The following is a 23,647-nucleotide window of genomic DNA, read 5'->3' as shown; positions in this document are numbered from 1 at the left end:
GCCGCCATGCTGAACCTTGCCGAATACCGCCAGCGGCCCGCGCTGCTGGCCGACTGGCTGCCCTGGGCCGGGCTGATCGCGCCGGGCGTCGTGCTGAACAAGGATGGCTCGTTCCAGCGCACTGCGCGCTTTCGGGGGCCAGACCTCGACAGCGCGACGCAGGGCGAACTGATTTCCACGTCGGCGAGGCTGAACAACGCGCTGCGCCGGCTCGGTTCGGGCTGGGCGCTGTTCATCGAGGCCGAACGGCGAGCTGCTGCCGGCTACCCACACTCGGACTTCCCGGAGCCCTTGTCCTGGCTGGTCGATGAAGAACGCCGCGCCGCATTTGAGGACTCGGGCAACCACTTCGAGAGCGGCTACCACCTGACATTGGTGTACCTGCCGCCAGAGGAAGCCCGCGCCCGTGCGGCCGGAATGCTGTACGAGAACCGTCCGACCGAGGGAGTGGACTGGCGTGAGCGCCTGACGGCCTTCGTCGCGGAGACGGATCGCATTTTCGACCTGCTCGACGGCGTGATGCCGGAAATCGTGTGGCTGGATGACAGCCAGATGCTGACCTATCTGCACTCGACCATCTCCACGCGGCGCTACCGCGTGGGCATGCCCGAGGTGCCGTTCCACCTGGACGCGCTTCTGGCCGACGCGCCACTGATCGGAGGCCTGGCGCCGATGCTGGGCGACCAGCACCTGCGCGTGGCGACGGTGCGGGGCTTCCCCACCTCGACCTGGCCGGGGATTCTGGACGACCTCAACCGCCTCGGCTTTGGCTATCGCTGGTCAACCAGGTTCCTTTGCATGGACAAAGCCGATGCAGAAAAGGAACTCACCCGCCTGCGCCGTCAGTGGTTCGCCAAGCGCAAGAACGTCATCGCGCTGCTGCGCGAGACGATCTTCCAGCAAGAAAGCCCGCTGGTCGATACCGACGCCAGCAACAAGGCCACCGATGCCGATGCCGCCTTGCAGGAGCTGGGCAGCGATCAAGTGGCCTTCGGCTACCTGACGGCGACTGTCACCGTCATGGATGCGGATGCCGCCGTGGCCGACGAGAAGCTGCGCAGGGTGGAGCGCGTCATCCAGGGGCGTGGCTTCGTCACCATCCCCGAAACGCTCAACGCGGTGGATGCGTGGCTATCGTCTATTCCGGGCCACGCCTACGCGAACGTGCGCCAACCCATCGTCTCCACGCTGAACCTGGCGCACCTGATGCCGGTGTCCGCCGTCTGGGCCGGGCCGGAGAAGAACGCGCACCTCGACGGGCCACCCTTGATCGTGACGCGCACCGAGGGCGCGACGCCGTTCCGGCTGGTGACGCACATCGGCGACGTGGGCCACACGCTGGTGGCTGGTCCTACTGGCATGGGCAAGTCGGTGCTGCTCGCCACATTGGCGATGCAGTTTCGGCGCTATCGCGGCTCGCGCATCTTTGCCTTCGACATGGGACGCTCGATGCGCGCCACCATCCTCGGGCTGGGTGGCGAGCACTACGACCTCGGGATGGATGGCGAGATCGCGTTTCAGCCTCTGGCCCGCATCGACCGCGAGGGCTACCGCACCTGGGCCGCCGAATGGATCGAAGGGCGCTTGCGGCATGAGGGTGTAGCCGTCGGCCCCGAAGAGAAGGCCGCCATCTGGTCGGCGCTCGGCAGTCTCGCCGGTGCGCCGGTGGAGCAGCGCACGATGACCGGCCTGTCGGTGCTGCTGCAATCGAATGCGCTGCGCCAGGCGCTCGCGCCGTACGTGCTGGGCGGCGCCCACGGCAAGCTGCTGGATGCGGATTCGGATCGCCTGGGCGCCGGCTCCGTGCAGTGCTTCGAGATGGAGGAACTGATGCACAGCAAGGCCGCCGTCATGGCCGTGCTGCATTACCTCTTTGCGCGCTTCGATGAACGCTTCGACGGTGCGCCCACGCTGCTGATCCTCGATGAAGCGTGGCTGTTCCTCGATGACCCGGTGTTTGCGGCGCGCATCCGCCAATGGCTCAAGACGCTGCGCAAGAAGAACGTGAGCGTCATCTTCGCCACGCAGAGCCTGGCGGACATCAAGGATTCGAGCATCGCGCCCGCAATCATCGAGAGCTGCGCGAGCCGCATCTTCCTGCCCAACCCACAGGCGACCGAGCCGCAGATCAGGGTTATCTACGAAGGCTTCGGGCTGAACTCGCGCCAGATCGAGATCGTGGCGACCGCGCAGCCCAAGCGCGACTACTACTACCAGTCTCGTCTCGGCAACCGCCTGTTCGACCTCGACCTGGGCGCCGCGACGCTGGCCTTTGCGGGCACGTCCACGCCGCAAGACCAGCGCGACATCGACGCGGTGCTCGCTGGCGCTTCATCCGCTTCCACCCCGTTCGTAGCCGCGTGGCTGCGCCATCGCGGCCTGCATTGGGCCGCCGAACTGCTGTCCTCGTTCCCGTCCACCCATCTCCAGGAGAACCCATCATGAAAAAGCGTCTTCTCGCCGCCGCCGTCGCGGCCATGCTTTGCACCGCCACCGCCGTGCAGGCGCAATGGGTCGTGATCGACCCCACGAACCTCGTGCAGAACACGCTGACCGCGATCCGCACGCTGGAGCAGATCAACAACCAGATCAAGCAGCTCCAGAACGAAGCGCAGATGCTCATCAACCAGGCGCGCAACCTCGCCAGCCTGCCGTCCAGCGTGGTGGGTCAGTTGCGCGCCAACCTGGCGACCACCCAGCGGCTGATCGCGCAGGCCAAGGGCCTGGCCTACGACGTGACGAATCTGGATCGGGAGTTCCAGCGCCTGTACCCGGAGCAATACGCCGCCACTGTCAGCGGAGACCAGATGTACCGCGACGCGCAGGAACGCTGGAAGAACACGCTGACCGGCCTGCAGACCACCATGCAGATGCAGGCCCAGGCGTCGCAGAACCTCAAGGACGACGAGGGCGTGCTGGCCGACCTCGTGGGCAAGAGCCAATCGGCAGTTGGGGCCTTGCAGGCGATGCAGGCCATGAACCAGTTGCTGGCCCTGCAAGCCAAGCAGTCCATCCAGACGCAGCGCCTGAGCATCACCCAGGATCGCGCCGCGTCGCTGGAACTGGCGCGGCAGGCCGCTGCCGTGGAGCGTGGCCGCGAGGTGAACCGGCGCTTCCTGGGTGAAGGCACGCCGTACACGCCGCAGTCCGTCGATTTCTACAGTCGTTGACGGGGCTGGGCCATGAACGACGTATCGGTCATCGACCGTTTCCTCGACGTTTTCTCACGCTACATCGACTCGGGCTTCGGCCTGCTACACGGCGAGGTGGCATTCCTCACGGCCACGCTGATCGTCATTGACATGACGCTCGCCGGGCTGTTCTGGGCGATGGGCCATGCCACCAGCCAGGGCGAGGACGTGATTGCCAAGCTGATCCGCAAGGTGCTGTACGTCGGTGCCTTCGCCTACATCATCGGCAACTTCAACATGCTGGCCGGTGTCCTGTTCCACTCCTTCGCGGGTCTTGGCCTGACAGCCAGCGGCTCGACCTTGAGCATGGGCAACTTCTTGCAACCAGGTCGCTTGGCCAAGGCCGGCATCGACACAGCGGCGCCGATCCTCGACCAGATCAGGGAGATGGCGGGCTTCCCCGAGGTGTTCATCCACATCGCGCCCATCGTCGTGCTGTTCCTCGCGTGGCTGGTGGTTATCGTTAGCTTCTTCGTGCTGGCGGTGCAGCTCTTCGTCACGCTGATCGAGTTCAAACTGACCACGCTGGCGGGCTTCGTGCTGGTGCCGTTTGCCCTCTGGAACAAGACAGCGTTTATGGCCGAGAAGGTGCTGGGCAACGTGGTGTCCTCGGGCATCAAGGTGCTGGTGCTCGCCGTCATCGTGGGTATCGGCTCGGGGCTGTTCGCCGAATTCAGGATACCGCCCGGTTCCGAGCCGTCCATCGACCAGGCGCTGGTCATCATGCTGGCCTCGCTGTCACTGCTGGCCCTGGGCATCTTCGGGCCGGGCATTGCGACGGGCTTGGTATCGGGTGGCCCGCAGCTCGGCGCGGGCGCGATGGCCGGTGCTGCCGTTGGGGCGGCCGGTGCCGCCGTAGCGGTCGGTGCAGCGGTCTCTGGCGTTGGCAGCGCCGTGGCGGCTGGGGCTCGCATGGCGCCCGCCGCCGCCAGGATGGCCGGAGATGGTGCCCGCTCGATGGCATCGACTGCCAGCAGCGCCAGGTCGGCGTACCAGGCTGGTTCCGCCTCGGCCGGTGGCGGCCTCAGGGGTGCCGCTGCCGGCGTGGGCAACGTCGCCAAGACCGGCGCGCAGGCCGCCGGACAGAAGGTGGCCGAGGGGGCGCGCTCGATGAAGGAGCGCGTCGCCGCCGCCTTCCGACCCGATGACGTCGGACCGACATCGGAGGCAGCTGCCAGGACGCAGAGCAGCAGCGAAGCCGCCGCACCGCCCCCATCCACCGAACAGCCCGCCTGGGCCAAGCGCCTGCATCGCAGGCAGCAGCTCACCCATGCCGCGACCACCGCCGCCCACACGCTGCGCGGCGGCGACGGCGGCAGCTCCAGTCAGGGCCCAAGCCTTCGCGATTCCGATTCATAAGGAGAACTCCCATGCGATTCAAACGACCGCAGGTGCGCTACGCCGACACACCGCAGCCTGCCACTCCGTACCAAGCCTCAGGCCAGGTTTGGGACGAGCGTATCGGCTCGGCCCGTGTGCAGGCCAGGAACTGGCGTTTCATGGCCTTTGGCTGCCTCACGCTGGCCATGCTGATGGCCGGTGGCCTGGTCTGGCGCTCGGCGCAGTCCATAGTCACGCCCTACGTGGTGGAGGTGGACAACGCGGGCCAGGTGCGCGCGGTCGGCGAGGCCGCCACGCCATACCGGCCCAGCGATGCCCAGGTGGCTTACCACCTGGGCCGCTTCATCGGGTTGGTGCGCTCGTTGTCCATCGACCCCATCGTCGTGCGGCAGAACTGGCTCGATGCCTACAACTACACCACGGACAAGGGTGCCGTGGCGCTCAACGAGTACGCCCGCGTGAGCGATCCGTTCGCGCGCATCGGCAAGGAGTCGGTGACGGTGCAGATCACCAGCGTGACCCGCGCCAGCGACCAGTCATTCAACGTGCGCTGGACGGAGACCCGCTTTGTGAACGGTGCGCTGGATCGCACCGAGCGCTGGAACGCGGTGATCTCCATCGTGCAGCAGCCCCCTCGCACCGAGCAGCGGCTGCGCAAGAACCCCCTGGGCATCTACGTCAACGGGCTCTCGTGGAGCCGCGAACTGGAAGGAAACGAAGGAGCAAAACCATGAATGATCTTTTGCGTAAATCCGCTTTGCAGGTGATATTGCTGGCATCCACCGTCCTGTTTGCAGGCTGCGCTTCGCAGGTCAAGCCGCCGCCAGTCATCTCGCTTGACGAGCCGGTGCAGGCCCAGCCGCTGCCGGAGCCACCCAAGCCGGTGGAGGTGGTCACGGTGCCCCAGCCGCTCGCGTTGCCGTCGCAGCTGAAGCCGCTGCCCGAAGGCGAAGAAGCCAAGCCTGCGCCGGAGCCTGCCGACGAAAAGTTGCGCGTATCTCGCGCCAATGCCGAGGCCCGTGTCGCTCCCACGCGCGAGGGCTACGTCAACGCGATCCAGGTGTGGCCCTTCATCGATGGCGCGCTGTACCAGGTCTATGCGGCCGTCGGCCGCGTGACGGTGGTTTCGCTACAACCCGGTGAGGAACTGGTGACGGTGGCGGCCGGTGACACGGTGCGCTGGATCGTTGGGGACACCTCCAGCGGCAGCGGTGATGCGTTGCGCGTCAACGTGATGGTCAAGCCGATCCGCTCGGGCCTGAAGACCAATCTGGTCATCACCACCAGCCGGCGCACCTACCTGCTGGAACTGACCTCGACCGAGAAGACGTGGATGGCGTCGGTGTCCTGGGAGTACCCCAAGGACCGGATGTTGGCCTTGCAGCGCCAAGCGCAGGCGGCGAGCGCCGCCGCACCGGTCGATGCTGGCCTCTCGCTGGAAAAGATCCGTTTCCGCTACGCGGTCAGCGGTAGCAATCCGCCGTGGAAGCCGCTGCGGGCGTTCGACGACGGCGAGAAGGTCTACATCCAGTTCCCGCAGGGCATCGCCCAGAGTGAGCTACCCCCGTTGTTCGTGATCGGCGCGCAGGGGGATGGGCAACTGGTGAACTACCGGTTTCGCGCACCGTACTACATCGTGGACCGGCTGTTTGGCTCGGCAGAGCTGCGCCTGGGCGGGGACAAAGGTGAGGTGGTGCGGATCGAGCGCACGGATGGCAAGCGAGGAGGCTGAGCATGAGCCAGGACGACACACCCGATCTCGCCCCGCCGCAGGCGGGCAAGGTTGCACCTGAAGCCGTAGCGCTGCGCACCCAGCCCCGCCCGGTGACGCGCCTGAACCGGCGCATGCTGGTCATGCTGACCGGCGGTCTGTCGGTCGCCGTGCTCGGTGCCATGATCTGGTCGCTGCAGCCCCATCGGCGCGGCGGCGGCGAGCAGTACGAACTGTACAACGTGGACCGGGTGTCGAAGTCGGAAGGCCTGGACCAGCTCCCATCCGATTACTCGAAGTTGCGGAAGGTGCCTGAACTGGGGCCACCGCTGCCGGGCGATCTGGGGCCGGCCATCGTGAAGTCGCAGCAGCCAGTGTATGGGCCACCTGGACACGTTCCCGAGGATGCACTGCGCAAGGAAGCGGAGGCGGCAGCGGCTTCATCGGTGTTCTTTCGCTCGGCCAGCCAGCGTTCCGCTGCCGCGCTGGCAGGGCAGGGTGCCGCTGCCCCGAGCACCCTGGCAGCTGACTTGGCGGGTTTGGACCCGCTCGCGGCGGGGCCTGCCTCGACAGCGGCCCAGCCTTTCGATCCAACGGCTTTGCAAAACCGGCAGGACCAGAAAGAGGGATTCCAGAAAGCCGGAACTGCGGAAACCCGCAATTCCGGCAGCCTGCAATTGCCGGCGTCCCCTTACCAGGTCATGGCAGGGACGGTGATTGCCGCGGCGCTGGTGACGGGCATCAAGTCCGATCTGCTGGGCGATGTGATCGCCACGGTTACAGAGCCGGTCTATGACTCGGCCACGGGCAAATTCCTGCTGATCCCGCAGGGCTCGCGCATCCTGGGCAAGTACAACAGCCAGGTGAGCTACGGGCAGAGCCGGGTGCAGATGGTGTGGAACCGGGTCATCCTGCCTGATACCTCGTCGCTGACGCTGGACAACCTCGTGGGCACCGATCCAGCGGGCTATGCCGGGCTGGAAGATGGCGTGGACCGGCATTGGGGGCGCATCCTGGCCGGCGCGGCGCTGACCACGCTGCTGGGCGTGGGTGCCGAACTGGCAGCGCCCGAGAACCTGCAGGATGGGAACCGTATCGTCATTGCCGGGCGCGACAGCGTGCAGGACAGCGTGAACCAGATCGGGCAGGAGATGACCCGGCGCAACATGAACATCCAGCCGACGCTGACGGCGCGGCCTGGGCTGCCGGTGCGGGTTATCGTGAACCGGGACTTGGTGCTGCGTCCCTATCAACCGATGTTCTTCAACCGTGGAGTTGCGAAATGAACGGGGCCAGGAAGCTGCGGATAGGGCCGCTACCCAAGGCTGAGAGCACGAAGGTAACGTTCTCTTGCCCGACAAGCTTGAAGGCTGAACTCGATCGCTATGCCGCGCTGCACGCGCAGACCTATGGTGAGGCGGTCGATGCGGCGACGCTGATCCCGCACATGCTGGAAGCGTTTATGGCTGGAGATCGGGGATTCAAGAAAAGAGGACAGGGCAAGCAATCTAGTAGCCGAAGTGTTCTCGCGATAAACTGAGGGCACCAATCACAACGAGGAAGCATTGGAGCGAGAAGACCGATAGTTCAATCAGCCTGACGTATCAACAGATCCAGAAGACAGAGCGAACCGTCCGATTGCTGGGTGAAATTCCCACTAACAACAAGCACCGTAACCTAACCAACGCACAACAAACCAAGGAGGTAACTATGAAGAAATCAAGCTTCAAATTTAGTTTCGTGGCAAGTTGGGCTGTGGCACTGTCGGTCTTCGTTGGCGCTGGAGGTGCACAGTACATCTGTGCTCGATCCAATGCTTCTTCGAGTTGATGCTAAGGGCCGAGGCCGTCAACACGCCCTTCAGTTCTGCCGAGAACGCGCGGCCCAAGAGCTGCGCGTTTTTGCTTGAGACTGATGATCGATTTACCTACAAGCTGTCCCAGGCAACTGGGACAGCCCTATTGGAATCGACGCCCAGATATGTGAGCAGTAACTTCTTTTCTGGCCAATCGGCTGGAGAACGGCATGCAATGAGCCAAGCGGCTTGCGCGACGCTACGCTGCTCAAGCAGGGCCATGAAATAAGCCGCATCGACGTCTGACAATGAGTGACCCAGCACGATCACCTGCTCGATGTCGGTCAAGGCGTCAAAGAAGCCCCGATGCTGTGCGATGAGATCCGCCGAGCGCTTGAATGTTGCAGAGAAGTAGTCATCGATGATGTCGTTGGCCTCTATCAAGCGCGTGTCGATTTCCTCGATGTCGGAGCGATCGTTCAGCGACTTTCGGGTCTGCGGATGCCAGGCGTGGCCCAGCACAAGGTCATCGTCCGCCAGATCGGCGCAGCCGTGGATAAACAGGATTCGCTCGGAAGGCACTCCGTATAGCGAGCTCAGGGTGCTGGTGTAGTTGAAGGTGAAGAACAGCGAATCCGCATCCAACGTCGCCAGTTGCTTTTGAGCTGTTGCCGGGGTGGGAATTGGCAGCTTTCGGATCCACTCAGAAAACCTCAGCCGCAGGCCGGTTGAAAGGCGCTCAACGGCGTTCTGCACTTCGTACTGAAAATCGTGATGCCCCGCGTCACTCCAGTTTTCGTCGCCGTACGAGCCCATGAAGTGCCCCAGGTTGTCGATCAGCGCATCTACGTCCATGTCGGCCAGAGCCCGCTCCAGGTCGCTCCAGTCCTCCTGGGTTGGGAGGTAGTCCTCGACCTCTCGGTACACGTCACGGTCAGTGGCTTGGACATATTGTTTGAACCGGGCCAAGCTGGACGGGATGCCATGCCATAGGTCGAAGCCGTTGCCGATCACGTACAGCTTCTGGGGTTTCATGGGGGCGCCTCTCGCGATTTAGGTGCGCTGCCTCTTATGCAGGGAGTGCACTCGTCAAGTTGGTTTTGGCTATGCTTGTCGAGATTGTAGAAACAATAGTGAGACGGCCTACTCCGCTCCGTCACTAGTACGGGCTGGACAGGCGAAAATATCGAGCAGGGAAGAATCGAATGGAATGCTTCCGAATCGACGAGAGCGGCTACACAGGGTTCGACCTGTTGAACGCCGACCAGCGCTTCCAAGGGGCCACGGCCGTCGCCATCAGTGACCAGGATGCTGCGCGTCTGATCAAAGAGCATTTTCCGAAGCTGAAAGCCTCTGAGCTCAAGTACCGGTCACTCGCGCGCAGGCCCGGCAACCATCCCCGTCTGTTGGGGCTACAGCGCGACATCCTGACCAACTACAAGTGTGTGACCTACGTCTGCGACAAGCGCTACCTGCTGTTGCTGATGTTCCTGGACTACGCGGTTGAGCCGTTCTACTACGAGCGGGGGCTGAATTTTTACGAGGATGGGCAAAACTACGGGATGGCATCGCTGCTGTACACCGTCGGCCCTACGCTCTTGGGCAAAGCGGCCTTCGATGGCTTGCAGGCCGCTTTCCAGCGCGCCGTCAGGGAAAAGACGCCGGAGGCTCTTGGCGATCTGGTCACCGCGGCGCGCAAGACCAAGTGGCAAGCGCTCCCGGAGGCGCTTGGGCCGTTGGCACAGTATGCGGCGCCGGAGTGCCTGGATGCGATCGCAACGCCCGGCGTCAGCACCGATGCGGCTTTCGTGGTGTTGCAGTCGTTAGTCAGCCGCATGGAAGAAATGGCCGCCGGCCCCTATTTTGTTGAGCATGATCAGTCCAAGAACCTGCTCACCTACCGCGATCTGCTGCAGCGTTACATCGATCACGACCAGACCATCGAATTCCGCCAGTCCGAGATCGCACGCATCAAGTTTCCGCTCAAGCTCACATCGGTGACGCAGGTCGACTCGAAGACCAGCCCGGCTGTGCAGTTGGCCGACATGATGATCGGCGCTGCCATCGAAGCGGCCAATACGTTGACTGGCCAACGTGTTGCAGGGCTGGATGCCGAAGCGGTGATGGGGCTCTATGCCGACCATCAGTTCATTCATATGGTGCCGTCGATCGATTTCGAGGCACAGCGCCGGTTTCGCCAAGGTACGCAGGCCGCGGAGGTGATTGACTATTTCGCCACTCACTTTCACGGCCAGTCCGGAAGCTAGGCGATTGGTTCAGCGTTGCACTAAGGTAGGTGACTGCAACGCCACTCGTCATGAGGTTCGTGCGTCTTTCGGCGAGCGGAGCGATCTTAGACAGGAGTGAGTTCCATGGATCGGTCAACTCGATGTGGAGCTTCTTCACTTTGGATTTCTTCGGGCAATCAAATACCATACATTCACGCACGCTTCGGCATGGGAAGACAAGATCCGGGCAGCCGTGAAGAAGCGCGGTTGGGGAGCCTGCCGCTAGGTTGTCCTGGCAGCGGGTGAAGGAAGGAGTACCTAGATTCATGTCGTTCAGATGCACTTCAGGCGATCAAGAACTGCTCTCCATCGATTTCGATGCCGAGCGCTGGGAAATCCTGCGGATTCGGGACCGCAAGGATCGTGCGTTGAAGATGACGTGCTGCGGCGCTGACGTGACTCTTCGGCAAACGAAGCTCGGCACACGGTACTTCGCGCATGCCAAGAAAGAGGGATGTCTGGCCGGCACGGATCCGGCGGAGGTCATGCTGGCAAGGGAGATGATCGCCAAGGCTGTGCAGCGGGCGGGGTGGAATATTTCGGTCGAAGCGGCTGGGACGTCGGGTGGAGAGGACAGGTGGACGGTCGATGTGCTGGCAAGTCAAGAGGGCGGGAAGTCAGTGGCGTTCAAGGTTCAATGGGGGCGCTTGCCGCTGGATGAGGTGTCCCATCGCCAAGCCGTGCTCCAGGCAGCCGGGATTCGCACGCTGTGGCTCATGCGGCAGCAGAGCATTCCCGTCGAAAAGACAGCGCCGGCATTTAGGCTCGGCCATGACGCCGAGGCCAACACGTGCGTTGTGTCACTGCCGGGGCCTTACTACCATCCAGCGTTCGCGACCGGCAAGAACAGTGATGGTCCGAATTACTGGCGGCAGCACATCGAGCTGGGTCGGTTTGTTGAGGGGGCATTGGGTGGAAAACTGCGCTTTGCGCCACAGGTTGGCCGCAGCTTGCCGCTGGACGTCTGCGCCACGTACACCGAGTGCTGGCGCTGCAAGAAGACGACGGGCCTCGTCATCGATTTGTGCTTCGCGGCCAGCCGGGTGCTTCAGGGCGCCGCAGATGTCACCGCCGATATCTACGATTTCGACGACGATGGCAAGGGAGCCGCGTTGTTGATGTCTACGTTGCCGGCTGCGCTTCTCGCGCACCATGGCATTGGTCCAATCAAGCCGCGATACAGCCGAACGGAAGGGCAGTCCTACCTGTCCAACGGCTGCCTCCACTGCGACGCGCTGCAAGGGCGCTTCTTCGACCACGAGGTCGCCTACGACGCGCAACCGGTCTTCAGCGTCGATGTGCTGTTCGATGACCGTTGGGTTTCGCACCTGGAAGACCGTGAAGCCATTGACAAATGGTGGTTCGACGATCGACCAGGCGAGGGCGCCGTAGAGGACTCCCCGCAGAGCTAGATTTTCTTGGCATCCCGCCAGTTGGACGTCACCGAACTGTGCACGGGCTGGTATCGCGCCTGTCCGACCGGCGTCTGCTTTTCCAGTTGGAAAAGCAAGGAGTCCTGTTCCTGTGCCGTCATCTTGTCGAACAGCGCCCGCTCCGCTGCATTCAGCAGATGGCCGAACTTCTCGAAGCGGGAGCGCTTGTCGTCTGACGAAAGCACTGTGAAACCCGGCGTGGTGGAGAGCACCACCTGGCCGTCCACCCGGATTTCGGGAACTTCGCCAATGTCGATGAACCTTCCGCCGAGCCAGATGTGGGTGGGAGGGAAGAAGGAGAGCTGGCGGGTCTGCTTGTAGGCCTCCTCAAGGGAGGTGGGGGCGGCCGCGCCCGAATAGCGGAAGAGCCTGTAGTTCTGCAGGTCATCCAGCGCCGTGCTGGCCAAGTCCTCGGGTGACTGTGTCTCGAAGAGCGTGGTGCCCGTCTCGTCGTCACGGTAGTGGACCAGCCCCCGCCATAGATCTTTGGCCGCGAGATACCAGCCATCGTCGCATTCAGCGTACTCGGAGGTCAGGGAAAGCTCTTCCGCGTCCTTGACGTCCATCGCGAACACAAACCCTTGGGTGAAGGCCTTCTGTGATTCGGCCGATGCGGGCTTGCGCGTGGCTGCCCGATCCAGAAGATCCTTCAGCGAGCCGGGAAGCGGTTTGCTGCGACTGACGTTGGCTGTCTGCTCGATGCACATGGTCACATGCTTCCAGTGCTCGTAGCCGTGCTGCTTGGCGACAGCATCCAGCGCGACGGCAAGCGATGTACCCGTGGTTTTACGAAGCGTCTTGGCCAGGCGCTTAAGCTTTTCGGCGGCAGTCGCCGTGGTAGAGATGAATTCCATGGTGCGTTCCTTCATGTTGCCGCGGATGTACCCGGTGCTCACTGCCGCGCTCCGCGAAACATGGGAAGCTCAGACGAAGGTCTTCACGTCGTCCCGGCGAACCGGGTGGGCCATGGTGAGCAGCGGGCGTCGACGAACGCACGCGATGATTCTATCGCATCGCTGATCATAAGGTACCCCTTACGGTCGGTTACATTCAAGAACTACGGAGACCCAGTATGTCGAACTTGATCGCGTTTTTTCTGGATCGGCTGCGACGGCGATTGCAGGGAGGTCACAGGCCGTGACGGAGATACCTGTAGCCAGCGACCGACAGAGCGCTGTCCGTTTGCTCGCGTGTATCGACGCGGGCAGCGTGCCAGTCACTGACGAATCATGGGGCGCGGACGTTGTAGCGATCCTGCGAAGCCAGTCTCGGCTCCAGGCCCTCGATTTTTGGATGCGCAATCCAGACTACCTGGCGAACGAACTGCTTAATGAGTTTGAGAAAACCAAAGACAAGGCACTGATCCAGCTGGTCCAGCAGATATTCGATTCACGCGAGCCAGATCTGCGCAGGCTGCCCATGATCCGCTACCACTTCGGAGCGTTTGAGCCTTTGGACAATCCACTGGCCATCCTGCGGGCATCCGACTTGATCCGGGTGCAGCGAGAAGGGGTGCCTGGCCAGGTTCGGGAGCATCTTTACTTGCTGACGCGTCGCGGCCGCGCTTCGATGAATGAGCTAGCAGCTGCCGCCCCGGAAATCGCTTGGTATAAGGATCGTGCCGCTGTGGTCGCAACCCTCGCGGGCGAGGTCGGAGGCAAAGCGCTCAAAGATCGCCAGTACTTGCAGCAAGAGTATGCGTCTACGGAACTGAAGCATTTGATCGCGCCCGTCACCGATCGCGTTCGCGATCGTCTGGAGCTGATCCAGAAAGGACTAGCAGCATGACGCAGGGGTGGATTGAGAAAGTGGCCGAGAGCGCAAAAGTTTCCGTTGCAGAGGCGGCGCGAATGCTCTCTCATCGCGGCATCCGTCCTGATCGTTCGCTGCGTCCCGCACGCAGCCTCGTTGTCAACCGCATTGCATTCACGGGCGAGAAGAAGGGCACCGCCACCGGCAAGATCGCGTTTGACTGGTCAGGGCTGTCGTCGGGCGTGTGGGCTGTGACGAGCCATGCAAATCTGGTCGGCAAGTCCAGCGTGCTCGAAGTCCTGCTGTGGTGCTTTCGCGGCGAGCCGAAGAATCTTCAGGATGATGTGCGCAGTTGGCTGGAGTCGGTAGTTGTAGGCTTTGAGGTTGACGACCAGAGATATCTCATTGAGTTCGATATGGTGGACAAGGTGCCCAGCGGCACCCTCTCGCGCTTGCGTCCCGATGGCGCAGCCGATGCGCTTGACCAATTCTCATCCGACCCTGGATTTGCTGCAGCAATGTCGCGATTCATGATGGATACGCTTGACCTTGATCCTGTGCCTGCACGCCAAGGCGATGAAGAAGACAAGCAGACTGTCGTTCACGGATGGACTGCGCTCTCCGGGGCCCTCTACTTCGGTGGAGACCACAAACTTCTTTTGGGCGATGTGCAATGGGGCGGGCTCCCGGCTCGGATGCTTCAGATGTACGTCGGCCTGCCATGGGCAAGCACAGTCATGCAGGCATCAACGGCAAAGAAAGAGGTGGAGCAGGAACTCGCCCGCGCAACGCGTGCAACGTCCGAGACGGCGGCAAGAACTTTGCAGGCGAGGGGCCGAATCGAGACAGAGCTCCAGGCCGCGCGCGAGACCTTGCTTCAGGCCATGGCCGAGCAAGCGACCGCCGCAGAATTGGATCGACTGGCCAGCGAGATTGCCCGACTGTCTGCAATCGCACTCGAGATGGAGCAACGCGTGTCGGCGGCAGAGGACGAGTACAAGCTGCTTAAGCAAACGGCGGATGACGATGAGCGAAGCGTGCGAAATCTGCGGGAAAACTTGATCGCGACTTCCTTCTTCAATGGGCTGCAACCTACCTGCTGCCCGCGATGCGATGCGGCCGTAACCAAAGATCGCGTCAAACGCGAAAGCGCCCAGTTCAACTGTTCGCTGTGCTCAGAGCCGATTGCCGAAGAGCAGCTCGATGGCGCAAGCGATGCCATTGACGAGGCTGAGCGACGACACGCCATGTCCCAAGCAGCTGCAGAACGTAGCAAGGCTGAGTTACCTCCTTTGCGAGCTCAGTTGAAGCTCGCGCGTACTAGCCTCCAAACGACACGAGATTCACTTGTCACGGCAGCTCAGAGCGATGCCTTCGTAACGCGTCGCGAAGCGGAACTGGAGGTGGCGCGACTTGAAGGGGCGCTCAAGGAGAGGCAGTCTGAGCCGACCGGTTTTCTTCCCCCTGCTGATGCTGCTCTAGTCGATGCGGCTCTCACCGAAGCCAATTCAGCCTTCGAGGCTCAACGGGGCGATCTTTTGGAGCGTCTGAACGAGGAGATTCTTCGGCTTGGAAAGTCGTTCGGTGTGCTGCGACTGGAGAAGGTAAAACTGAACTGGGTCGCACAGATGAGACTTGAGAAAGGTGGTCAAGCCACCTCATTCAGCAAGCTTACTGCGGGCGAACGACTTCGGCTTCGGATTGCCACCGCCATCGCACTGATTCGAGTGGGGCGCGAGCGTGGAGTTGGGCGCCATCCCGGACTGCTCATCATAGACTCGCCTGGGGCGGAAGAGACCAGCGACAGCGACCTTGCGACGCTGCTTGGCGAACTAAAGCAAATCGCCGGCGAAACACAAGGCCTACAGATCTTGATCGCAAGCGCCGACGCACCTGCGGTCTTGTCGGCCTTGGGCAAAGACAGATGTCGTGTTGCCGCTGCAGGAGCTTACCTGTGGTAGCGGAGTCGTCAAGCGGAGCGATCCATGTCGGTCATCGCTGAGATTGAGGCGAGGCTTGCTTCTGGTAATGCCTTCACCATCGCGCAACTAGGGGGTGCTGCCGCGATCGCTGCAGAAGCCGATGCTTTGGTCAAGGCTCCTTACCTTGACGTGCTCGTGTCACTTGCCTCATCCGCCGATACGAAGGACGAATCGGTTCTGGATGCCCTAGTCCTGAGGGGATTTCGAGAGAGCTGCAACGCGCTTCCTTTCCGAGACGCTGCAAATGCCGTTGTGGACAGCGATGCACTCCGCATGCGGATAAGTAAAGAGCTGCAGCCTGTTCTTGCACAGCGAGTCAATGAACGCCAAGGCGTTGCAGACGGACTCGTCGCGGCCTATGCCCTCGAGGCAATGTTTCGTCTCGCGCTGTCGGGTGCCATCAGCAAGTATCAGACGCTTGGATTAATGACAGAGTTGGGCCCTGAGAAAAGCGGTCTCTTTGCAGAGCATGCTGCGAAGCTCACGGGTGCGGCATTTCACATCTGGGGCGAACAAGATCTGCTTCGTGCTCTTGATCGACTACTCACCAACGAAGATGCAGAAGGCGAGGCGGCATTCGAGTTGGGTCTCGCCTATCTTGCCCAGGCGCTTGAAGGTGACTCCCTCCCAGAAATACTAGAAGGCCTGGAGACCGCAAGAGTATTCTTCTCGCACGCGCGGCGAGCGGATGAGGATCGCGCAGACGCTGTGGCGTATTGCTCATCAATCGATCTGATACGGGGATTTGCAGCGGGCGCCGCCGCAGACGCGTTGCGAGCTCCCCTGGAAACCTTGATGGCAGCGGTCGCCGACAGGGCTCGGCTCTTGCAAATGGGCGTCCTCCCCTCGTGGCTCAAACCACGTCAGGATCGCGATATTCAGTGGGCAAGATTTCTTCGTACCGTCGAGTGCCTTGCGAAAGATTTGGAGCGACCGAGCTGGCTCAACGCCTGGGCGGTTATGGACCGACTGCTGGACGTTTACGACGCAGACCGCACCATTTGCGCTGGCTCAGGTCTTGATGCATTGTTCAGACCGCGCATCGAAGCTACGTTTGCCCGTGAACGCGGGCTCCTTAGCCACCTTGACGATCTCCTGTGTGAACCTGGCTGGCTGGAAGCGCATGGAGAGGTTTCTAGGACGCTTCGCGCGCGTATCGACGAACTCGTAAAAGGCGCTGCAGCGTCGGGAAAACCAAAGGAGGGCGCCCCGTATCCCCAACTCCGGCGCGTCCTCCAAGATGATCAACGAGTGGGGGAAATGCCGGCCGACTTCGCCGAACGTCTAGAAGGCTTGCTCGACGATCGCGCTCGACGAAGCGAACATATCGTTCATCCCGTGGTGCAACGTATTCTTTCTGATGTTCGCATCGCCTTCACCCAATGCTCTGACTACAACGGCATAGTCCGAGACGATTTCGATGAGCTCGTGCTTCAAGTTGTCCTTTTCTGCAAGGATCGCCAGGACGCAGGTCTCAAGGAGTTAGGGACGCGCGGCGCGTACCTGCGGGATCCAAGCGCTACGGAGTTTCAGTTTCAGTCCGATCTTCGGGAGTGGCTGTCCGGAAATTTTCGGCGCGGGGATGTGAGAACGGAAGTCGAAGGCGTTGCGGCCGGACGGGCCGACATTTACGTCGGGTTCGGTACACATCGATTCATCATCGAACTCAAGCGACATCACGGAATGGTCAATGCGGACGTGGCTCGCCAGTACCTCGGTCAAGCGGGCTCGTACCAGGGTACCAATGTGAAGCTCGGGATGCTTGGTGTTCTGGAGCTCGTGAATCGTGGGGGGCCACCCGCAAGCCTGGAGGAGTGCATTTGGTACGACGCAATCGTCCCCAGTGGGACACGAGTGGCGCGCCACCATGTAGTGTTTCGCGTTCCCGGCGTACTTCGTTCTCCGTCAGCGCTTTCGGCGAAAGCAGGTAACTTCGTCGGCGACAGCGACTCGAGCTAGAACCTGTCAGGCGATACGTTCGATTGATTGCCGGGCGGCGGGACAAATCTTTCGGTATGCTTGCACTTGATTGATGATGGTGTCGAAAACGTCGATCCCCCGCAAATCGCTCCATCTCCCGCGCCAGCAAAAGATCTGCGTTTCTGACGGTAAAAGCGACGGTAGAGACCCATGTCGATCACCGCCAAGTCCTTTAACCATGCGGGTTTGGGCGGCTTGTTGATGATGGAGTGGGAATGAAGTGACAGTGCCGCGCGGCAGGCGACCTGGCGCCTGCGCGAAGCCTGCGGCCTGACGACAGGGCGGCGGAATCTGGACGGGGCCCGGCTCGCGCGCTAAGGTGCTTGGCTCGTTGAAGGAGGCGGTGACATGCCCGACGACCAGTCCCTGCTGCCCGGTATCGCGTCTGCGCCGGGCCTCCATCACCATGTTTTCTTTGCCGTGCTTGCGGATGCCGACGCAGGGCTAAAAGCAGATCGCCTGTGCGATCAGGAGATGGCTCTGCGCCACCTGGAAGGCAGCAAGGTGCGCAGGGAGCGCTTGCATGTCACGCTGGTGTCCCTGGGGTGGGACGCTGAGTTTCCAGCGCACAAGGTCGGTCTTGCACGCCTGGCAGCTGCGCAGGTGGATGCCCCTGCATTCACCCTGCGGCTGGACCGTTGTCTGAGCTTTCAGCGGCGCAATGCAAGGCGCCCCCTGGTGTTGTGTGGCCATGGCGCGGGTGTGGCCGGTTTTCTGGAACTCCACCGCTCCTTGTACGGCGCGCTGGACAGTGCATTTTCTGGTGGGGCAGGTGCGGCACATGGTGTACCTTCCGTGACCCCTCACATGACCCTGATTTACAGCCCCTCTGTGGTGCAGCCGCATCCGGTGGAGCCCGTGGGGTGGACGGTGCGGGAGTTCCAGTTGCTCTACAACCTGCGCGGCTCTCCGGGGCCGTACCGGGTGCTGGGACGGTGGACGTTGCAGGACCTGCGGTGCATGTGATGTGGTTTGCGTTTTTTCCTCCACGGGTGTGTGATCATGGTGCCTTAAGAGTCCTTTTGCCATTCTCGTGCGCGCCCATCGGCACAATGGGACCTTGCTCCTTTTTTTGCGCGCCGTGATCCGACCCGAGGGGCTCTCCGGGGACCGCGCTTTACCTTCTATGAATATTTTTCTTCCCTGCGTACGGGTGCCAGCTCGAGGCGCTGCCACATGAATTCGTCCACAGACTTCTGGCCCCCATGCGGCTTTCACGCGCTCGTGCGAAATGCGCGCGGCTGGCTCGTTCCTACTGAAACGTATTTTCAGTGGATATTGGCAAGGCCCGAGCTTGCCTTGGTGCCCGAGTCGTGCGCTGCCGAAATGGCCCTGCACCAGTCTCTGGCCACATCGCCTTTGCGGCCCGTGGCGCCGCAGGAACTGGCGGTGCTGGCGGACGACGACGCGCGCGAGAACTACGCCGTCTTCCTGCATTTTCGCGATGCGTTGGTGAGCGCAGGCACGCTGGAGGCCTACTACCTGCAGCTCATGCGCGGTGGTGCCATCAACATTCCAGCGGTGTTCATTGACGCCATGGTGCAGGCCATGCTGCGCAACCTGCTGAACGATTGCAACGACGCCGTGGAGGCCCGCGCAGCCGAGATGCTGTTTCGGTCGCAGCGCGTGAGCTTGCAGGATGGGCAGATGCTGGCTGGCGACCGCGCCACGCTGGACATGCTCAACGAAACCGCAGGCCTGGGCGATGTAGGGCGGCTGCTGCTGGAAAGCGGCGCACTGCAGCCGCACGTCGAACTGCAAGTGCTCGGTGCCGACAACGCGGCGGCGTATTGGCAGGACAGTGGCCGCTACCGGTTTTTGCTCGACCTGACCCATGAACTGACGCAGGACCTGAGCCATGGTCTGACCTTCAAGATGACGCGAGCGCGCTCCGGGTTGAAGGCGCTGGCCCGCGTGCTGGAACGCTGGGTGCAGCACTTCCTGGGCGTGCAGGTGCGCGTCGAGCCTGTGCACCAGGTCACCGACAGCGCCTGGCGCTGGCATGTAGGGCTGGATGTGGAGTCCACCGCCATCCTCAACGACCTGTACCAGGGCCACCCGGTCGAGGCCGACCGCATGGCGCGCCTGGTGAGCCTGTTCACGCTGACCTTCGCCAACCCCGCCGAGATGCGCGCCGATGTGGCGGGCAAGCCGGTGTACCTGGGGCTGGCCACCAACGCCGAGGGTGTGGTGCGCATCAAGCCGCAGAACCTGCTGCTCAATTTGCCACTGGCGTCTTCATCTTGAAATGCTATTGAATAAAGAGCTTCAAGCGCTTTATACATAAGCGATATCAGCTCATTTGATTCAAATTCTCTTGCCGATGGGTAGCTGCGCAGTGCCTGGCGTTTAGCCAATCGTCATCAGGCTCGCATTGCCCCCTGCTGCTGCCGTGTTCACGCTGAGGGATCGTTCGATCAGCAGGCGCTCCAGCGGGATGTCTGCGGCACCGGGCTGCAGCGCGGTCACGCCCACGATGGGCCCGGCGCGGCGAGCGAGGGCCTTGCACACGGCTTGCAGCGATGGGGCGTCGCCATGGTGCAGCACGGCGTCCAGCTCCAGCGTGCCGTCGTTCAGCGTGTTGTCCTGCAGCAGGACCTGCGCCTGTACCGCCGTGGGCAACTGTGCGCGCAGGGGGGACTGGGCACTAGGCCACAGGGCCATGCCGCCGCTGGCGAGTACGGCGGCGGTCTGCACCAGCAGGTCGTCCGCGCTCTGTGCCAGGCACAGCACATGTGCGCGGGGGGCCAGCGTATAGACATTGCGCTCGCCCGTGGGGCCGGGCAGGGTGCGGGCGGTGCCGCTTTGGCTTTGCTGCGCAAAGCGCTGGCAGTGGCCTGCCAGGGCCAGGTTACCCTGGTGGTGCGCCCATTGCTGCAAGGTGCCCAACGGGGCCAGCTGACGTTCGCGCCGCACGGTGTCGGGCGGGGTTGTGCTGTCTGCCCCGGCAAAGGTGCGCTCTAGTGCATCGGCCGGGCGCTGCGACAGCAGGCGCAGCAAGTACAGCGGCCCGCCGGCCTTGGGCCCCGTGCCCGACAGGCCTTCGCCGCCAAAGGGCTGCACGCCCACCACGGCGCCCACCATGTTGCGGTTCACGTAGATGTTGCCCGCATGGGCGCGGTTCACCACGCGGGCGATGGTTTCGTCGATGCGGGTGTGCACGCCCTGCGTCAGGCCGTAGCCGGTGGCGTTGATCTGGTCGAGCAGACCGTCCAGGTCGTTGCGCGCATAGCGCACCAGGTGCAGCACGGGGCCGAAGACTTCGCGTTGCAACTCGCCGATGTGGCTCAGCTCGATCAATGTGGGCGGCACAAAGGTGCCCCGTGCGCTGACTGCAGACATGTGATTCGGGTGCTGGAATACGCGATGGCCTTGGGCCTTGAACTTTTCGATGTGCTGGGTGATGCCTGCCTGCGCCTCGGCATCAATGACGGGGCCCACGTCCACGCGCAGCTCGGCGGGGTTGCCCACGCGCAGTTCGCCCATGGCGCCTTGCAGCATCTCGACCACGCGGTCGGCGGCTTCTTCCTGCACGCACAGCACGCGCAGGGCGGAGCAGCGCTGGCCTGCGCTGTCAAAGGCGGACGACACGGCATCGCCCACCACCTGTTCCACCAGCGCGGACGAGTCCACGATCATGGCGTTCTGCCCGCCGGTTTCGGCAATCAGCGGGATGGGGCGGCCCGCGGCATCGAGCCGACCGGCCACGGTGCGCTGCAGGATGCGCGCCACTTCGGTGGAACCGGTGAACATCACGCCCATCACGCGGGCATCGCCAATCAGGCGGGCGCCCACGGTCTCGCCCTGGCCGGGCAGCAGCTGCACGGCGGCACGGGGCACGCCGGCCTGCCACAGCAGGCGCACGGCCTCGGCAGCGATGAGCGGGGTTTGCTCGGCGGGCTTGGCCAGCACGGGGTTGCCCGCAGCCAGCGCGGCCGCCACCTGGCCCATGAAGATGGCGAGCGGAAAGTTCCAGGGGCTGATGCAGGCCACGGGGCCCAGCGGGATGTGGGTGGCGTTGTCGAAGGTGCTCTGCACCTGGGCCGCGTAGTAGCGCAGAAAGTCCACGGCCTCGCGCACTTCGGCCACGGCGTTGCTGGCGCTCTTGCCCGCTTCGCGCATCAGCAGGCCCAGCAGGGGCTGCATGCGCGCTTCCAGCAGGTCGGCGGTGCGCAGCAGCGCGGCAGCGCGCTCGGCGGGCGGCGTGGCGGCCCAGGGGGCGGCGGCGGCCTGGGCGTGGGCCAGGGCCTGGTCCACGTCGGTGGTGGTGGCTTCTTGCACCTGGCCCACCACGTCGCTGTGGACGGCCGGGTTGCGCACGGGCTGGGTGGGGCCTGCGGGCACGTCAGCGGCCAGCAGGGGCGCTGCCGTCCAGGCGTGGCTTGCAGTGGCTTGCAGCGTGGCAGCCAGCTCGGTCAGCGTGTTGTCGTTCGACAAGTCCAGCCCGCGCGAGTTGGTGCGGTGCGCGCCATACAAGCCCCGGGGTGTGGCAATGCGGGGGTGGGGCAGGCCAGCGGCACCTTCCACGGCCGCTTGCTGGTCCGCCACCTGCACGGGGCTTTTCACCAGTTCATGGAGCGCAATGGTCTCGTCGGCAATGCGGTTCACAAACGAGGTGTTGGCGCCGTTTTCCAGCAGGCGGCGCACCAGGTAGGCCAGCAGGGTTTCGTGCGTGCCCACGGGGGCATAGATGCGGCATGGGCGGCCGAGCTTGCCCGCAGTGATGGCGCCCACCACCTGTTCATACAGCGGCTCGCCCATGCCGTGCAGGCACTGGAACTCATACTGCCCGGCGTAGTAGTTGCTGCCCGCCAGTTGGTAGAGGGTGGCCACCGTCTCGGCGTTGTGGGTGGCGAACTGGGGGTACACGGCCTCGGGCGCAGCCAGCAGCTTCTTGGCGCAGGCGATGTACGAAATGTCGGTGTGCACCTTGCGGGTGTAGACGGGGTAGTCCTCCAGGCCATCGACCTGCGCGCGCTTGATCTCGCTGTCCCAGTAGGCGCCCTTGACCAGGCGCACCATCAGGCGGCGCTGGGTGCGGCGGGCCAGGTCCACCACGTAGTCGATGACGAAGGGGCAGCGCTTTTGGTAGGCCTGGATGACGAAGCCGATGCCGTTCCAGCCCGCCAGCGTGGGCTCGTGGCACAGGCGCTCCAGCAGGTCCAGCGACAGCTCCAGCCGGTCGGTTTCTTCGGCGTCGATGTTCAGGCCAATGTCGTATTGCTTGGCCAGGGCTGTGAGGCGCAGCACCAGCGGGTACAGCTCGTCCATCACGCGGCCAAACTGCGCGCGGCTGTAGCGCGGGTGCAGGGCCGAGAGTTTGATGGAAATGCCGGGGCCTTCGTAGATGCCACGCCCGGCAGAGGCCTTGCCAATCGCGTGGATGGCCTGCTCGTAGGACTGGTAGTAGCGCTGGGCGTCTTCGCTGGTCAGCGCGGCCTCGCCCAGCATGTCGTAGGAATAGCGAAAGCCCTCGGCCTCCATCGTGCGGGCGTTGCGCAGGGCTTCGTCAATGGTCTCGCCCGTCACAAACTGCTCGCCCATCATGCGCATGGCCATGTCCACGCCCTTGCGGATCAGCGGCTCGCCCCCCTTGCCGATCAGGCGGCTGAGCGAGTTGCCCAGGCTGCCCTCGCTGTGCGTGGCCACCAGCTTGCCGGTGATGAGCAGGCCCCAGGTGGCGGCGTTGACGAAGAGCGAGGGGCTCTTGCCCAAGTGTGAATCCCACTGGCCGTTGCTGATCTTGTCGCGGATGAGCGCGTCGCGCGTGGCCTTGTCGGGGATGCGCAGCAGCGCCTCGGCCAGGCACATCAGCGCCACGCCTTCTTGCGACGACAGCGAAAACTCCTGCAGCAGCCCCTGCACGATGCCCGCACGCCCGGCGCTGGCCTTGCGCTCGCGCAGCGCCTTGGCAATGCGCAGGGCCAGTTGCTCGGCCGACGCTGCTTGATCGGCGGGTAGCCGGGCCTGGGCCAGCAGCGGGGCCAGCGCCTCGGGCTCGGGGCGGCGGGTGGCGGCGGTGATGGCGGCGCGCAGCGGGTTGCTCAGCGGGGGGCGGGGGGCGAAGTCGGCGAACGGCGCGGAAGGCTGGGCGGTGGGCTGCGTCATGGTGAAGTCTTTCGGTGGTTGTGCGGGTCCGACACGGGTTGGGTGTGTTGTTGGCAATGATCCTTG

General features: G+C 63.2%; 17 protein-coding genes. 14 read left to right on the top strand and 3 right to left on the bottom strand.

The window, feature by feature from the left end:
- The first annotated feature begins 6 nt into the window (after window positions 1-6).
- Genes trbE through AC1RDS_RS05620 form a run of 7 tightly spaced genes read left to right on the top strand, consistent with a single transcriptional unit; the run spans window position 7 to window position 7,783 of the window.
- On the top strand, window positions 7-2,445 hold the full coding sequence (gene trbE, locus AC1RDS_RS05650; RefSeq protein WP_060986211.1) for a conjugal transfer protein TrbE: 2,439 nt from the start codon (window positions 7-9) through the stop codon (window positions 2,443-2,445).
- On the top strand, window positions 2,442-3,170 hold the full coding sequence (trbJ, locus tag AC1RDS_RS05645) for a P-type conjugative transfer protein TrbJ (RefSeq protein ID WP_060986210.1): 729 nt from the start codon (window positions 2,442-2,444) through the stop codon (window positions 3,168-3,170). Before trbE ends, trbJ begins: the two co-directional genes overlap by 4 nt.
- Before the next feature lie 12 nt (window positions 3,171-3,182).
- Window positions 3,183-4,550: a P-type conjugative transfer protein TrbL gene (gene trbL, locus AC1RDS_RS05640; protein WP_060986209.1), complete on the top strand. Its 1,368-nt coding sequence runs from the start codon at window positions 3,183-3,185 to the stop codon at window positions 4,548-4,550.
- A gap of 11 nt (window positions 4,551-4,561) precedes the next feature.
- Entirely contained in the window at window positions 4,562-5,266 is a 705-nt protein-coding gene (gene trbF, locus AC1RDS_RS05635; RefSeq protein ID WP_060986208.1) for a conjugal transfer protein TrbF, read from the top strand.
- Window positions 5,263-6,264: a P-type conjugative transfer protein TrbG gene (gene trbG, locus AC1RDS_RS05630; protein WP_296337114.1), complete on the top strand. Its 1,002-nt coding sequence runs from the start codon at window positions 5,263-5,265 to the stop codon at window positions 6,262-6,264. The genes trbF and trbG overlap by 4 nt, the downstream gene beginning before the upstream one ends.
- Window positions 6,265-6,266: 2 nt before the next feature.
- Window positions 6,267-7,529: a TraB/TrbI/VirB10 family type IV secretion system protein gene (locus tag AC1RDS_RS05625; RefSeq protein ID WP_296337116.1), complete on the top strand. Its 1,263-nt coding sequence runs from the start codon at window positions 6,267-6,269 to the stop codon at window positions 7,527-7,529.
- Complete coding sequence (locus AC1RDS_RS05620) at window positions 7,526-7,783, top strand: DUF2274 domain-containing protein (RefSeq protein ID WP_492226731.1); 258 nt, start codon at window positions 7,526-7,528, stop codon at window positions 7,781-7,783. The genes AC1RDS_RS05625 and AC1RDS_RS05620 overlap by 4 nt, the downstream gene beginning before the upstream one ends.
- 387 nt (window positions 7,784-8,170) lie before the next feature.
- Here the strand turns inward: AC1RDS_RS05620 and AC1RDS_RS05615 are convergent, their stop codons facing one another.
- A complete protein-coding gene (locus AC1RDS_RS05615) occupies window positions 8,171-9,073 on the bottom strand; it encodes a bacteriophage abortive infection AbiH family protein (RefSeq protein WP_060985205.1) in 903 nt (300 codons plus the stop codon).
- Window positions 9,074-9,243: 170 nt separating this feature from the next.
- On the opposite strand from AC1RDS_RS05615, the gene AC1RDS_RS05610 reads away from it, so the two are divergent.
- The gene (locus AC1RDS_RS05610) at window positions 9,244-10,305 is read left to right on the top strand and encodes a DUF3800 domain-containing protein (protein WP_060985206.1); all 1,062 of its coding nucleotides are present in this window, start codon (window positions 9,244-9,246) and stop codon (window positions 10,303-10,305) included.
- A gap of 287 nt (window positions 10,306-10,592) precedes the next feature.
- Window positions 10,593-11,738 (top strand): competence protein CoiA family protein, encoded by a 1,146-nt coding sequence (locus AC1RDS_RS05605; protein WP_060985207.1) that lies wholly within the window; start codon window positions 10,593-10,595, stop codon window positions 11,736-11,738.
- Here AC1RDS_RS05605 and AC1RDS_RS05600 read toward each other — a convergent pair.
- Window positions 11,735-12,613 (bottom strand): hypothetical protein, encoded by an 879-nt coding sequence (locus AC1RDS_RS05600; RefSeq protein WP_492226730.1) that lies wholly within the window; start codon window positions 12,611-12,613, stop codon window positions 11,735-11,737. The two genes, AC1RDS_RS05605 and AC1RDS_RS05600, sit on opposite strands and share 4 nt — an antisense overlap.
- Before the next feature lie 439 nt (window positions 12,614-13,052).
- Between AC1RDS_RS05600 and AC1RDS_RS05595 the strand changes: the two genes are divergently transcribed.
- The 5 genes from AC1RDS_RS05595 (at window position 13,053) to AC1RDS_RS05575 (ending at window position 19,720) form a co-directional block, all read left to right on the top strand.
- On the top strand, window positions 13,053-13,547 hold the full coding sequence (locus tag AC1RDS_RS05595; protein WP_296337122.1) for a hypothetical protein: 495 nt from the start codon (window positions 13,053-13,055) through the stop codon (window positions 13,545-13,547).
- Window positions 13,544-15,472: a coiled-coil domain-containing protein gene (locus AC1RDS_RS05590; protein ID WP_060985210.1), complete on the top strand. Its 1,929-nt coding sequence runs from the start codon at window positions 13,544-13,546 to the stop codon at window positions 15,470-15,472. Before AC1RDS_RS05595 ends, AC1RDS_RS05590 begins: the two co-directional genes overlap by 4 nt.
- A 24-nt stretch (window positions 15,473-15,496) precedes the next feature.
- Complete coding sequence (locus AC1RDS_RS05585) at window positions 15,497-17,452, top strand: hypothetical protein (RefSeq protein WP_210436195.1); 1,956 nt, start codon at window positions 15,497-15,499, stop codon at window positions 17,450-17,452.
- A gap of 369 nt (window positions 17,453-17,821) precedes the next feature.
- The gene (locus AC1RDS_RS05580) at window positions 17,822-18,439 is read left to right on the top strand and encodes a 2'-5' RNA ligase family protein (RefSeq protein WP_348684037.1); all 618 of its coding nucleotides are present in this window, start codon (window positions 17,822-17,824) and stop codon (window positions 18,437-18,439) included.
- 210 nt (window positions 18,440-18,649) lie between these two features.
- Window positions 18,650-19,720, top strand: a complete 1,071-nt coding sequence (locus AC1RDS_RS05575) for a DUF6352 family protein (RefSeq protein WP_092696632.1) — start codon at window positions 18,650-18,652, stop codon at window positions 19,718-19,720.
- A gap of 102 nt (window positions 19,721-19,822) precedes the next feature.
- Here the strand turns inward: AC1RDS_RS05575 and putA are convergent, their stop codons facing one another.
- Window positions 19,823-23,581, bottom strand: coding sequence for a trifunctional transcriptional regulator/proline dehydrogenase/L-glutamate gamma-semialdehyde dehydrogenase (gene putA, locus AC1RDS_RS05570; protein WP_287877428.1), 3,759 nt, complete (start codon window positions 23,579-23,581; stop codon window positions 19,823-19,825).
- Window positions 23,582-23,647: the final 66 nt, after the last annotated feature.

The sequence above is a fragment of the Acidovorax sp. GW823-FHT02H02 genome (assembly GCF_058797075.1).
Note: the sequence above shows the minus strand (reverse complement) of the source record. Positions and strands in the feature narration are given on the sequence as shown.